Source organism: Mycobacterium sp., from assembly GCF_032161845.1.
Classification (GTDB): Bacteria; Actinomycetota; Actinomycetes; order Mycobacteriales; family Mycobacteriaceae; genus Mycobacterium.
In genome coordinates, this window is the sequence record NZ_JAVRQA010000373.1 from 1 (window position 1) to 13,152 (window position 13,152).

Here is a 13,152-nt window from a genome sequence, read left to right on the forward strand (position 1 = left end):
GGTGATGCGTTGGGCGGCGCCGATGTGGGCGCAGACCGCGGCCCAGTTGTCCAGGCACCATTGGTCGTGTTCCGCTGAGCCGGAGGCGGCGTAGGCGGTGTCGAGCATGGTGACCATCGCGACCAGCCGGCGGGCGCACGCCGCGGACTCCACTCGGGTCCAGGCGTCGACTGCCCCGGCGCCGTGGGTGCCGGTGGTGCCTGCCACCAATTGATCGAACATGCTTCGAACATATGTGCTAACACCGACACGGAACGACCCCGGGAAGCCAAGTTGTGGATGAATCGCCGACTGTGGACAACCACACCATCAGATACCGAGAATGTCGGAGCCACATGCTATTCCGCTAACCAAGATGGCGAGCGAAGAAGTTGACGACACCGAGAGGCGTCGCTCTGTGGAAGCGTTACGAGCCTCAGGCCAGCTGATCCGCGATCGTCGACTCGGCCAGTTGGGACAGCCCCTCGCGGATGTGGCGGGCCCACATCGATCCGATGCCGTCCACGGACTGCAGATCGTTGGCGCTTGCGGCAAGCACGCCCTGCAGCGAACCGAAGGACCGGACCAGCAAGTCGACGTGTGCGAACTGCAGACGCGGAATGCCGGCCATCGCGCGGTAGCCGCGTGAGCTCATCGCGGAGTCCTGCGCCTCTAGCGTCGAGGGGTAGCCGAAAACCCTTGCCAGGGCAGTGAAGTCGAGGAGTTCGTTGTCGCTGAGGGTGTCGAGTTCGTCCAGCGTGGCCAGCACCTGCGCGGTCGAGGGCGGATCGGGGTTGGCGTGATAGTCGCGCGCAATCAGTTCACGGGCGGTGTCGTTGTCGCCGACCAGCTCTTCGAGTTGCAGTTTGAGCTGGCGTCCATTGGTGCCGAGTTCGACGACGTCGGCGTCGATCTCGAGGCTAATGCGACGCACCATCTCCAGTCGCTGTGCCACCGTCATCACGTCGCGCAGCGTGACGAAGTCTTCGATCTCGGCCGTCGACAGTTGCCGATTGACCTCGTCGAGACGGGCCTTGTAACGCTCGAGCGTGGCGATGGTCTGATTCGCGCGCGACAGAAGAGTCGCGGAGTCGGGCACCACGTGCCGCTCGCCCGCGACGTACACGGTGACGATGCTCATCGAATGGCTGACGGACACAACGGGATAACCGGTCTGCACTGCGGTGCGCTCGGCGGACCGATGCCGGGTGCCCGACTCCTCGGTCGGAATCGACGAGTCGGGAACGAGTTGGACGTTGGCGCGCAGGATGCGGGTGCCGTCACTGGACAACACGACCGCGCCGTCCATCTTGGACAATTCACGAAGCCGGGTCGGTGCGTAGGCGACGTCGAGGGCGAACCCGCCGTCGCAGATGGCGCCGACCGTGTCGTCGTAGCCGAGGACGATCAGCGCACCAGTGCGTCCGCGCAGAATTCGCTCGAGGCCGTCGCGGAGGGCGGTGCCCGGTGCAAGCCGCCCGAGGGTCTCCCGCAGCGTCGGTCGAGCGAGCTGCACGACGTTGTCACGCCCTGTTCTGGCAGCCTTAACGGCCATCACCCCTCCTAGTTCCGGCCGCCATTGTCCGCGATAGTCCTGAGCACCCGCAATGCCCCCGAGATGTTGTCTGCCGGCATGACGGTCAGACCAGCGGGAACGTCCTTCACTCCGGGCGGTATGACCGCGCAGGTGAACCCCAGCCGGGCCGCTTCGGCAAGCCGGCGGTCCATGCCCGTCACCCGGCGAAGGTCGCCCGCGAGCCCGACCTCGCCGATGGCCACCACGGTGGTCGGCATCGGTATGTCGGCGTAGGCCGACGCGATCGCCAGCGCGACCGCGAGATCCGATGACGGATCTGTGAGCCGCATGCCACCGACCGTCGAAAGGTAGATGTCGTTCTGGCCGACGTTGAGGTGTGCCCGCTTCTCCAGAACGGCGGTGATCATGGCCGCCCTGGCCGAGTCGATGCCGCTGACCGCCCGACGCGGGGAGGACGCGGTCGCCGAACCGATGAGGGCCTGAACCTCGCCGATGAGCGGCCTCTTGCCGTCGAGGGTCACCGTCACCGAGGTGCCCGACACGGGTTGCGGTCGCTGATCCAGGAACAGGCCGGACGGATCGGCGACGCACTCGATTCCGTTGTCGTGCAACAGGAAACAGCCGACTTCATCGGCAGCGCCGAACCGGTTCTTGACGCCGCGCACCATTCGCAGCGCGGAGGTGCGGTCACCCTCGAAGTGCAGAACGACGTCGACGAGGTGCTCGAGGGAACGCGGCCCCGCGATGGCGCCGTCCTTGGTCACGTGGCCGACGAGGATGATCGCCACGCCGGTGGTCTTGGCGGCCGTGGTCAGGGCGGTGGTCACTGCGCGCACCTGCGTGACACCGCCGGTGACACCGTCGACCTCCGTCGTCGACATGGTCTGCACCGAGTCCACGACGATGAGCGTCGGCTGCACCTGGTCGATGTGACCGAGCGCGGTCTGCAGGTCGGACTCGGCCGCGAGGAACACCTCGTCGTGAGTGCAGCCGATGCGTTCGGCCCGCATCCGGATCTGACCCGCCGACTCCTCACCCGAGAGGTACAGCGCGCGCCGACCGGCTTCGGCCCAGCGATGCACGACCTCGAGCAGCAGGGTCGACTTGCCGACCCCCGGATCACCGGCCAGAAGCGTCACCGAGCCAGGGACGAGGCCTCCGCCGAGCACGCGGTCGAGTTCGCTGACTCCGGTGCGGAAGTGTCTGGTCGAGCCCGGATCGATCGAGCTGATGGGAACCGCGGGCGAACTCGGAGCGACGGCGCGACCCGCGGCGGAACCGGAGATGGAGGTGAGGACCGCGATCTCGTCGACAGTGCCCCAGCTGCCGCAGTCCGGACATCGGCCGACCCACTTCGCCATGACGTGTTGGCACTCGGAACAGCGGTGTTGCGAACGCGCCTTGGAGCCAGCCTTTGCCACGTGCCGACGGTATCGGTCAGGACCGACAGAACGGCGGCAGCAGACGGTTAGTGACCGCCCGTGTCGGTTTCGGCGCCCGCCTCGACCTCTGCCTCGCGACGCGGCGCTTCGCCCGCAGAGATGGGGATGGAGATCTCCTTCTGACCGGAACGCTCGAAGGTGAAGGTGAAGGGGTAGTTCAGCCCGTTGCTGATCGGCTCTCTGAGCGCAACGGTGGCCTCGACCGTGTCGGCGCCCTCGGTGGCACCCAGCGGGCTAGGCGTCCCGTCCGGAGTCCCGACGATCAGGGTCCCGCCCGCAGGCACCCGGAGGTCGCCGGTGAGGCTCACTGTCCCGACATTGGACGTGATCGAGACCAGGCGGTCGGGCTTCTCGGCCGACTCGTTGACGGCCACGAACAGCAGCTCGACATCGCCGCCGGGCTGTACGTAGTCGGAGGTTTGGGGGGCGCGCAGGTGCAGATTGCGGAGCGCGATGCCCGAAGTGGGATCGCCAACCCAGGTGAGGGTGCCGTTCACGGCGGGCTGCTGGGTTGAGCTCTGGGCGATCTGGCCGGCACTGCAACCGGATAGGGCAAAGACGGCGGACAGGCCGCAAGCGGCCAGTGCGACGGCGGAAGTCCGTGATTTCAAGAGCGTCACTCAAGCCTCCTGCTCGGGCGACGGGACGACCGTGACGTGCATCCCGTGTGTCGACTATGGAGAGTAGTAGGTGGCGTGAAGTGGGGGAAGCCGAGGGCGGCCGAGTAGCCCGATGTCACTCGTCCCGACCGGCCGACGGGGCTCCCGGATCAGGCGCTTGCTGTTTGCCGAATGGCCTGCGCGTTGCATGGATTCGTCACCCTGTCAACCCCTAGTCTTCACCCGTAGTGCCCCTGACCTGCATCGTTGCGCAACACGTGTCTTAGCTCCGTGCTAACATTGGGTTGTGAAAGGGGCTCTAATCTGATGATTTTCAAGGTCGGAGACACCGTTGTCTATCCACATCACGGCGCGGCGCTGATCGAGGCGATCGAAACCCGGACCATCAAGGGCGAGGTGAAGGAATATCTCGTTCTGAAGGTCGCCCAAGGTGATCTCACCGTTCGAGTTCCGTCAGACAATGCCGAGTATGTCGGCGTTCGTGACGTAGTGGGTCAGGAGGGTCTCGACAAGGTCTTCCAGGTTCTGCGCGCCCCGCACACCGAGGAGCCGACCAACTGGTCGCGTCGGTACAAGGCGAACCTGGAGAAGTTGGCATCCGGTGACGTGAACAAGGTGGCCGAGGTCGTTCGCGACCTGTGGCGCCGCGATCAGGAGCGCGGGCTGTCCGCAGGCGAGAAGCGCATGCTGGCCAAGGCCCGGCAGATTCTCGTTGGTGAACTGGCATTGGCCGAGAACACCGACGAGGAGAAGGCCGAGACCATCCTCGACGAGGTTCTGGCCGCCGCTTCCTGACGTTCCTGGCGCTCTAGATGGTGCCGAGAATCGGTTTGGGCACCGATGTACACCCGATTCAAGCCGGGCGGCCCTGCTGGCTGCTCTGCCTCTTGTTCGACGAGGCCGACGGCTGCGCTGGGCACTCCGACGGAGACGTCGCAGCGCATGCGCTGTGCGACGCTCTGCTGAGCGCAGCCGGGCTCGGCGATCTGGGTTCCGTTTTCGGTACTGACCGCCCCGAGTGGCGCGGTGTTGGTGGCGCCGACATGCTGCGCCACGTCCACGAGTTGCTGCGCGCCGCGGGTTTCCGGGTCGGAAACGCCGCCGTTCAGGTGATCGGCAACAGGCCGAAGGTGGGCCCGCGCCGTGCCGAGGCGCAGCAGTTGCTGTCCGAACTCCTGGATGCGCCCGTATCGGTGTCCGCGACCACCACCGACGGACTCGGCCTAACCGGTCGTGGAGAAGGCCTGGCCGCGATTGCGACCGCGCTGGTGTTCGCCGACGAGCGCTTGCGCGAGGAGCAGACGAGCGCCGACGAGCGCTTGCGCGAGGAGCAGACACGCAGTGTGGACGATTGAGGCCTGATGGGCCGGTAAGCTGGCCCGTCGTGACCGATCAGCCCCTGCGACTTCACGACACCATGACGGGTGTCGTGCGCAACTTCGTGCCGCTGCGCGACGGGCAGGCCTCCATCTACCTCTGTGGCGCCACCGTCCAGGGACTGCCCCACATCGGCCATGTCCGCAGCGGGGTGGCCTTCGACGTGTTGCGCCGCTGGCTCACGGCGAAGGGTTTCGACGTCGCCTTCATCCGCAACGTCACCGACGTCGACGACAAGATCCTCAACAAGGCTGCCGACGCGGGCCGGCCGTGGTGGGAGTGGGCGGCCACCTACGAGCGGGCATTCACCGCGGCGTACGACGCTCTCGGCGTGCTGCCCCCGTCGGCCGAACCCCGCGCCACCGGCCACATCACCCAGATGGTCGAGCTCATCGAGCGTCTGCTGGCCGACGGACATGCCTACGCCGGTGGCGGTGACGTCTACTTCGACGTCCTGAGCTATCCCGACTACGGCCAGTTGTCCGGACATCGAATCGATGACGTGCACCAGGGTGAGGGCGTCGCGACGGGCAAGCGCGACCCGCGCGACTTCACGCTGTGGAAGGGCGCCAAGCCTGGGGAACCGTCATGGCCGACGCCGTGGGGTCCCGGTCGCCCCGGTTGGCACACCGAGTGCGTCGCGATGTGCGAGACGTATCTCGGTTCGGCGTTCGACATCCACGCCGGCGGAATGGACCTCGTCTTCCCGCACCACGAGAACGAGATTGCCCAGGCGCGGGCGGCCGGCGACGGCTTCGCGCAGTACTGGATGCACAACGGCTGGGTCACCATGGGTGGCGAGAAGATGAGCAAGTCACTTGGCAACGTGCTCGCGATTCCCGCAGTGCTGCAACGGGTTCGGGCGGCCGAGCTTCGCTACTATCTGGGCAGCGCACACTACCGCTCGATGCTCGAGTTCTCCGAGACCGCGCTGCAGGACGCCGTTAAGGCCTACACCGGCATCGAAGAGTTCCTCCATCGCGTGCGCAGCCGGGTGGGCGCCGTCGTCCCCGGTGAGTGGACCGAGAAGTTCGGCGCCGCGCTCGACGACGACCTGGCCGTTCCCGCCGCGCTCGCCGAGGTGCATGCCGCTCGTGCGGAGGGCAACCGCGCCTTGGACGCAGGCGATCACGAAACCGCGATGACGCATGCGGCGTCGATCAGGGCGATGATGGGCATCCTCGGCTGCGACCCGCTCGACGAACGTTGGGAATCGCGCGACGAGACATCGGCGGCGCTCGCGGCGATCGACGAGTTGGTGCAGTGGGCCCTGGCGGGTCGCGCGGAGGCCCGCGAACAGCGAGACTGGGCCAAGGCCGACGAGATTCGTGATCGACTCAAGGCAGCGGGGATCGACGTCACCGACACCGCCGACGGACCGCAGTGGACGCTCGTCGACGGGAGCAGCAAGTAATGGCAGGAAATTCCCAACGGCGCGGCGCGGTGCGCAAGGCAGGCACCAAGAAGGGGCCGACGATCGGTTCCGGCGGCGTGCGTCGTCGCGGGCTCGAGGCCAAGGGCGCCACCCCGCCCGCGAGCGCACGGCCCCACCACCCCGCGGGCAAGCGGGCCGCCACCGCGGCCCGCAAGGACCAGGGGCGCCACAAGAAGACCGACGAGACCGAGGTCGTGCTCGGCCGGAACCCGGTCCTCGAGTGCCTCCGCGCCGGAGTGCCCGCCACCGCCCTCTGGGTGGTCCTCGGAACCGAAGCCGACGAGCGCCTCACCGAATCCGTGCAGAGGGCCGCCGACAAGGGCATCTCGATACTCGAGGTGCAGAAGCACGATCTGGACCGCCTCAGCTCCAACGGCCTGCACCAGGGCATCGCGCTGCAGGTGCCGCCGTACACCTACGCACATCCCGACGATCTGCTGCGGGCGGCGACCGCCGATTCCACGCCGGCTCTGCTGGTGGCGTTGGACAACATCTCCGACCCCCGCAACCTGGGCGCGATCGTCCGGTCGGTGTCGGCGTTCGGCGGCCACGGCGTGCTGATCCCGCAGCGCCGTTCCGCGTCGGTGACCGCGGTGGCGTGGCGCACCAGTGCGGGCGCCGCGGCGCGGCTTCGCGTCGGGCGGGCGACCAACCTGCCCAGGACGCTGAAGAGCTGGGCCGACGAGGGTCTACTGGTGGTCGGTCTCGATGCGGGCGGTGACACCCAACTCGACGAACTCGATTGCAGCGGACCGATGGTCGTCGTCGTCGGCTCCGAGGGCAAGGGCCTCTCGCGGCTGGTCAGGGAGAACTGCGACGCCGTCGTGTCCATCCCGATGGCCGGGCCGACGGAGTCGCTCAATGCGTCCGTCGCAGCGGGCGTGGTGCTGGCCGAGATCGCCAGGCAGCGGCGCTAGACCCCGAACAACTCGATTCCGGCCCACAGCCCGAGGACTCCGACACAGAGCGTAACGGGCACGGTGAGCAGCCCGACGAGGCTGAACTCAACGAATCCAGCGGGGAGGCGATCACGTTGAACCACGTTGCGCCACAACAGGTTCGATAGCGAACCGGGATAGGTCAGGTTGGGTCCGACGTTCACCCCGATCAACACGGCCAGCACCGCGGCGGGGCCCATCCCAGCGACCAGTGGTAGCAGCACCAGGACCGCAGGAAGATTGTTGACGACGTTGGACAACAGCGCGGCGGCGACCGCGATGCCGAGCAGTGCGGGCAACGTCGTTCCGGTGGGCAGCACGTGCCGCATCGCGTCGTCGAGTCCGTGTTTCATCACGGCGGTCACCACGACGCCGAGACACAACACGAACGCCAGGAAGGGCACGCTCGCGGCCTTTGCGATGCCAGTCACGGTGCTGCGCCGGCGAATCAGCCCGCGAACGCCGAGCACGGCGGCTCCGGCGAGTGCCGCCCACGCTGGCGACGTGTCCAGAAGCGACGTGACTGCGAAGCCGACGAGTGTCAGGGCCAGCACGACGAGCACGAAGGTTGGCATCTCCGCGGGCGGCGGGGTCGCCTGCTCTTCCGGTCGCACGGTCAGCTCGCGGCGGAAGAACCAGCGCAGCAGAACGTACTCGGCGGCGATCGCGAGCAACCAGGGCAACGCCATGACGGCGCTGAAGTGGGCGAAGGTCAGTCCCGCGGCTGAGAAGGCGAGCAGGTTCGTCAGATTGGACACCGGCAGCAACAGGGACGCGGTGTTGGCGAGGTGCGCGGTGGCGTACGCGTGCGGCCGGGACGGAATGCCAAGCGTCCGTGCGGTTGCCATGACCACGGGGGTCAAGAGGACGACGGTGGCATCGAGGCTCAGCACCGCCGTCGTGGTGGCGGCGATCGCGAAGACCGTACCCATCAGTCGGTGCGGTTCTCCTGCGCTTCGACGGGCCATCGCCACGCCCGCCGCGTGGAACAGGCCCTCGTCGTCGCACAGCTTCGCCAGCACCAATACCGCTGCGAGGAAGCCGACGACCGGCAGCAGCTCCTTGATCTCGGCGACGGCGTCGTCGAGCGATACGACTCCGAGTGCGATCAACAGGCCGGCGGCCGGTACTGCCGCCACGGCCTCCGGCAAGCCCTTCGGCCGGAACATGGCGAATGCCAGTACGACGGCCAGCGCAGCGAGCGCCAGCGTCAACTCCACGGGTCAGCGCGCTCCCATGCCGTCGGAAGATGAAGGGGTAGACCGTCTTCTGCTGCCAGTCTGGCCAGCACCCGCATCGAAACGTCCAGGTCGTCACCCGCGTACGGCAGTGCGCGCAGCGGGTCGTGCAGCGGACGGAAGAAGTCATCCCAGTGGATCAGGACGACCCGCGTGGCGCCCACCGCGCGCACCGCCTCGTCCCAGTAGTCGACGATGTAGCGCTCCGGTTGCAGACCCAGTTGCCCGATACCGAGGTACACGACGTCGGCTCGCTGCCCATGCAGGGCACCGGGAACGAAGCCTGCGCTGCCGACGACGAGCAGTCGCCGTTCGGACGGGCGGTGACGAATCAGCGTCGACCACGACTCGCCGCACCTGTACGCCGAGGCCCTCACCGGCGGGATGACGGGCGCGGTGATGACACCCGGGAAACGGTCGGGTGGGCAATGGTCGCCGACGAACAGGGTTACGTCAAAGGCTCCCAACGACACTGGTTCCCCTGGTGTGACGACGAGCAGGCGGTCGTCGGGCAGTCCGGCGCCGCGGCCAAGGTGGGCGGCCGACGTCCCGCCGACCACCTTCGCGCCCGTTTGCTTCGCGACCAACGCGGAGTCCATGGCATGGTCGAAGTGGGTGTGAACCGGCATGACGGCGTCGAGGCGTTCGACGCCGAGGCGGGTCAGGCAGCCCTCGATGCGGGGCAGCGACGGGGTGAGCTTGCGCGTGCCGACGGAGAGCAGGCTTGGGCGGGAGAAGAATCCGTCCGTCATGAGAGCGGATTCACCGTCGTCGATCAACAACGTGGTGACACCCGCCCACGTCACGCTCAGCGGGGATCCCTGCGTCGCTGCGGGTTGGTCGAAGAAGCCGCGATAGTCGTCGAGGTCTGGGCGTCCGAGTTTCCATCGCATCAGGTGAACGCCCTCAGTGCGATGCCGTCGGCGGTCAGCCGATCACGGACGGCCGTGGCGATGCCCACTGCCCCTGGTGAATCTCCATGCACACAAACTGATTCCACGGCGATCGGAATGGTCGTTCCGTCGACGGCGCGGACCGTGCCGCGGCCCACCATCGAGGCGACCCGTTCGGTGACCTCGTCGGCGTCGCCAAGGACGGCGTTGGGTTCGCGTCGTGAGACCAGTTGGCCGTCGGGCCGGTACGCCCGGTCGGCGAATGCCTCGGGCACGGTACGCAGGCCGAGGTCGCTTGCTGCGGTGAAGAACGCCGAACCCGCCAGTCCGAGCACGGGTAGCCGCGGGTCGACGGCATGCACTGCCTCCGCGACGGCGACGGCCTGGCGGTGGTCGGTGACGATTGTGTTGTACAGCGCGCCATGGGGTTTCACGTAGCTGACCGTCGAACCTGCTGCGGCGGCAAGGGCCTGCAGTCCGCCGATCTGATACATCACGTCGGCGGTGAGATCCTCCGATGTCATGTCGATGTAGCGCCTGCCGAAGCCCACCAGGTCGCGGTAGCTCACCTGTGCTCCGATGCGGACTCCGCGCTGCGCCGCTGACCGGCACACGCGCGCCAGGCCGGCCGGGTCGCCCGCATGGAAGCCGCACGCCACGTTGGCGCTGGTGACGACGTCGAGCATGGCGTCGTCGTCCCCGAGTCGCCACACCCCGAAGCCTTCACCAAGGTCGGCGTTGAGGTCAACGGTCACCGGGGACACGTCGGTAGCCTACGGCGGGCACGGGGCGACCGGCCAACCGTTCTCGGAGACGAACTCGGCCAGCGGCCTGCCGAGCGTCCATCGATCGATCTCGAGCGCAGGCCGGTCGGGGAACTCGGGAACTGGACCGAGGCACAGGATCGCGACCGGCTCCGCGTCGTCCGGCATGCCGAGCAGCGTGCCGAGGCGGGCCGGATCGAAGATCGACACCCACCCCATGCCAAGGCCTTCCGCTCGCGCGGCGAGCCACAAGTTCTGGATGGCGCACGACACCGAGGCCAGGTCCATCTGCGGCAGGGTGCGACGTCCGAAGACGTGTTGGCCACGACCGTCGCCGAGCGCGACCACGAAGAGCTCGGCGCACTCGAGAACGCCCTCCACCTTCAGGCGAAGGAACTCGTCGCCACGCGGTCCCAGCGCGAGTGCGGTCTGCTGGCGCTCCTCGGAGACCAGCCCGTGGATCTGGCGCCGAAGCGCGTCGTCGGTGATGCGGATGAAGCGCCACGGCTGCATCAGTCCGACGCTTGGCGCGGAGTGCGCTGCCTGCAGCAGTCGTGCCAAGACGTCGTCGGGCACCACCGCACCGGCCGCGAATCGGCGCATGTCGCGACGCTCCGCGATGACCCGGTACACGGCCCGCCTCTCGTCCGCGCTGAACGCGTGCTCGCCCACGCGGGTCAGCGTACGTTCATGGGCGTGCGAACCGAGGTGCTGGTCACGGCAACCGAACTGGCTCAGCTCATCGCGGATGGCTCGCCCATGACCGTCCTTGACGTGCGCTGGCAGCTGACGCAGCCCGACGGTCGCGCGGCCCACGCGGCAGGCCACGTCCCCGGCGCGGTGTACGTGTCCCTGGAGGACGACCTGACCGACCATGCCGTGACCGGCAGGGGCAGGCACCCGTTGCCGTCCGGGCCCGCAGTCCAGGCAGCCGCGCGGAGGTGGGGTATCGACGAGGGCGCCACCGTGGTGGTCTACGACGACTGGAATCGCGCGGGCTCGGCGCGGGCCTGGTGGGTGCTGAGGGCGGCCGGTCTTCGTGCCGTTCGCATCCTCGACGGTGGACTGGCCGCGTGGACTGCGGCAGGCGGGGTATTGGAGGCGGGTGTCGTCACGGCCGATCCGGGCGACGTCATCGTCACTCACGACGACCTCTACGCGGGCGCCATGCCGACCTTGCGCGCCGACGATGCGGCGGCTCTCGGTGCCCGGCTGATCGACGCGCGGGCGCCGGAACGGTTCCGTGGCGACGTCGAGCCCGTCGATGCGGTGGCCGGTCACATCCCAGGAGCCACCAATGTGCCGAGTACCTCGCTGCTCGACGCCGATGGCGCCTTCGTTTCGGATGCCGACCTCGCCGACGTCCTTGGCGACGTCGACGGCGTGTATTGCGGGTCGGGGGTCACCGCTGCGGTGGCGGTCGCGGCATTGGCCGCGATCGGAGTGGACGCGGCGCTCTTTCCCGGGTCGTGGTCGCAGTGGTCTGCGGAAACCGCGCGCCCGGTGGCCACCGGCGGCTGAGGGCTGGACCCCCTACCTCGAGGGCATGGGGTCGCCGGGCGCCAACTATAGGGAAATCCCCGATGCGACGGGTGGCGACCGCCAGTCATCATTTATGAGGACGACGTCAGAAGGGGCAACGGCGAGGGGCACTGGCGGTGGGCACTTCTAAGCACACCAGACGTGTGGGAGTTCTCGCCGTTGCGTTCGGCCTCGGTGTGGCGGCGATGAGCCATCCAGGCATCGCGGCAGCCGATCCAACGGCCGAACCGTCGCCTGGTGCGTCGAAGGTCGAGAGTCCGGTGCCGGGGGGCCCGGGCTCGAAGACGGAGCTCGGAGTGGTGTCGCCTGGGGGGTCGACACCACTCACGGGGGCGGGCTCCGTCGCTGCCAGGTCGGGGTCTGACGAACAGTCGGACCCCGGCCAGGCTGCAACGACCGGGTCGACGGAGAAGACGAGCAAGCCGGCACCGGGCGTCGTGGTGCGCAGCTCGGGGGGCGCGCAGACGGCGAACGAGCACGGGCGCGGACGCGGCCACGGACACGACACCGCTGACACCCCGCAGGCCGAGCCGGAACCGGCCCCCGCTGAGGACGCCGCGGTGGCGACTACGCCCACCGAAGAACAGGGTGTGGTGGCGAGCCCAGAGGTCACGGCCGCGACCACGGCCGCGACCACGACCACGACCGAGGCCGAGATCGCCGCCCTCGACGACGCCGTGAAGCTCGCGAGCGACCCAACCTCAGTCGGTACCAAAGCCCGTCAACCGAAACACCTCGTCTTGTCGGAGATCTCCGAGATCCCGTCGTTGACCGCGTCGCTGCGGGCCGACAGCGCCGCCGGCATCGCCGAGGTGGCACACGGTGGCATCCAGATCGCCGTCCTCGGCCTCGAAACGTCAACGATGGCGGCCGATGTCAACACGACGGCTGTTCGACGAGACTCCACCGCGCCCGGCGAGGACGCGTCCACGCGCGAGTCGCTGCCGATCTTCACCGGCGTCCTGGCGGCAGCGTTGGCTCCGTTCGTCATGCCGTTCCCAGGAAGCCCGGTGAATCAACCGACCCTCTGGGCGTTACTCGCTTGGACGCGTAGGCAATTCGAGCGGGAGACCACGGACGGGCGACCGGCGCTGGTCGCCTATCCGCGGCACACCGAGAGCGTCCTCACCGACCCGAATGCGGACCCACCCGGTGCGATCGTCGATCGAATCGACCGGGTGACGGGCCGAGTCACCGGCCGGGTCAACGTCATCGACGTCACGGCCGACGAGCGGGCCGGGCTCACCTACGCGCTCGTCGAGCAGGTCGACCGACGGCTCGGCGTCGTCGCCGTCAACGGCACGACCGGGCAGTGGACGTTCACCCCCAACCAGACCGCCAGACTGGCCGCCCAGCTCAGTCAGGACGGCGGCATCGCCACCTTCTC

The 13,152-nt window shown here is 68.1% G+C and carries 13 protein-coding genes and 1 pseudogene; 6 read left to right on the forward strand and 8 right to left on the reverse strand.

Annotated elements, in window-relative coordinates:
• From QOD90_RS20230 to QOD90_RS20245, 4 genes and pseudogenes are all read right to left on the reverse strand, one after another.
• A pseudogene (locus QOD90_RS20230) lies at nt 1-222 on the reverse strand (HNH endonuclease signature motif containing protein); the annotation flags it as partial.
• A 193-nt stretch (nt 223-415) separates the two neighbouring features.
• A complete protein-coding gene (gene disA / locus QOD90_RS20235; protein WP_526352618.1) occupies nt 416-1,534 on the reverse strand; it encodes a DNA integrity scanning diadenylate cyclase DisA in 1,119 nt (372 codons plus the stop codon).
• An 8-nt stretch (nt 1,535-1,542) separates the two neighbouring features.
• Entirely contained in the window at nt 1,543-2,937 is a 1,395-nt protein-coding gene (gene radA / locus QOD90_RS20240) for a DNA repair protein RadA (RefSeq protein WP_526352619.1), read from the reverse strand.
• 47 nt (nt 2,938-2,984) lie between these two features.
• Nucleotides 2,985-3,578: a copper chaperone PCu(A)C domain-containing protein gene (locus QOD90_RS20245; protein ID WP_526352620.1), complete on the reverse strand. Its 594-nt coding sequence runs from the start codon at nt 3,576-3,578 to the stop codon at nt 2,985-2,987.
• A gap of 306 nt (nt 3,579-3,884) precedes the next feature.
• On the opposite strand from QOD90_RS20245, the gene carD reads away from it, so the two are divergent.
• The 4 genes from carD to rlmB are packed head-to-tail and all read left to right on the forward strand — an operon-like array spanning nt 3,885 to nt 7,307.
• Nucleotides 3,885-4,373, forward strand: coding sequence for an RNA polymerase-binding transcription factor CarD (gene carD, locus QOD90_RS20250; protein WP_526352621.1), 489 nt, complete (start codon nt 3,885-3,887; stop codon nt 4,371-4,373).
• Nucleotides 4,374-4,390: 17 nt separating this feature from the next.
• Nucleotides 4,391-4,933 (forward strand): 2-C-methyl-D-erythritol 2,4-cyclodiphosphate synthase, encoded by a 543-nt coding sequence (gene ispF / locus QOD90_RS20255; protein ID WP_526352622.1) that lies wholly within the window; start codon nt 4,391-4,393, stop codon nt 4,931-4,933.
• A 29-nt stretch (nt 4,934-4,962) separates the two neighbouring features.
• Nucleotides 4,963-6,369, forward strand: coding sequence for a cysteine--tRNA ligase (gene cysS / locus QOD90_RS20260; protein ID WP_526352623.1), 1,407 nt, complete (start codon nt 4,963-4,965; stop codon nt 6,367-6,369).
• Entirely contained in the window at nt 6,369-7,307 is a 939-nt protein-coding gene (gene rlmB / locus QOD90_RS20265) for a 23S rRNA (guanosine(2251)-2'-O)-methyltransferase RlmB (protein ID WP_526352624.1), read from the forward strand. Before cysS ends, rlmB begins: the two co-directional genes overlap by 1 nt.
• Here rlmB and QOD90_RS20270 read toward each other — a convergent pair.
• Genes QOD90_RS20270 through bluB form a run of 4 tightly spaced genes read right to left on the reverse strand, consistent with a single transcriptional unit; the run spans nt 7,304 to nt 10,895 of the window.
• Complete coding sequence (locus QOD90_RS20270) at nt 7,304-8,542, reverse strand: SLC13 family permease (RefSeq protein WP_526352630.1); 1,239 nt, start codon at nt 8,540-8,542, stop codon at nt 7,304-7,306. The genes rlmB and QOD90_RS20270 overlap by 4 nt on opposite strands.
• Nucleotides 8,539-9,459 (reverse strand): MBL fold metallo-hydrolase, encoded by a 921-nt coding sequence (locus QOD90_RS20275; RefSeq protein WP_526352625.1) that lies wholly within the window; start codon nt 9,457-9,459, stop codon nt 8,539-8,541. The genes QOD90_RS20270 and QOD90_RS20275 overlap by 4 nt, the downstream gene beginning before the upstream one ends.
• Nucleotides 9,459-10,223: a LamB/YcsF family protein gene (locus QOD90_RS20280; protein WP_526352626.1), complete on the reverse strand. Its 765-nt coding sequence runs from the start codon at nt 10,221-10,223 to the stop codon at nt 9,459-9,461. Before QOD90_RS20280 ends, QOD90_RS20275 begins: the two co-directional genes overlap by 1 nt.
• Nucleotides 10,224-10,232: 9 nt before the next feature.
• A complete protein-coding gene (gene bluB / locus QOD90_RS20285) occupies nt 10,233-10,895 on the reverse strand; it encodes a 5,6-dimethylbenzimidazole synthase (protein WP_526352627.1) in 663 nt (220 codons plus the stop codon).
• 18 nt (nt 10,896-10,913) lie between these two features.
• Between bluB and QOD90_RS20290 the strand changes: the two genes are divergently transcribed.
• Both QOD90_RS20290 and QOD90_RS20295 read left to right on the forward strand, forming a co-directional pair.
• Nucleotides 10,914-11,744, forward strand: coding sequence for a sulfurtransferase (locus QOD90_RS20290; protein ID WP_526352628.1), 831 nt, complete (start codon nt 10,914-10,916; stop codon nt 11,742-11,744).
• Between the two features lie 164 nt (nt 11,745-11,908).
• A partial coding sequence (locus QOD90_RS20295) for a hypothetical protein (RefSeq protein ID WP_526352629.1) occupies nt 11,909-13,152 on the forward strand: 1,244 nt, incomplete at its 3' end.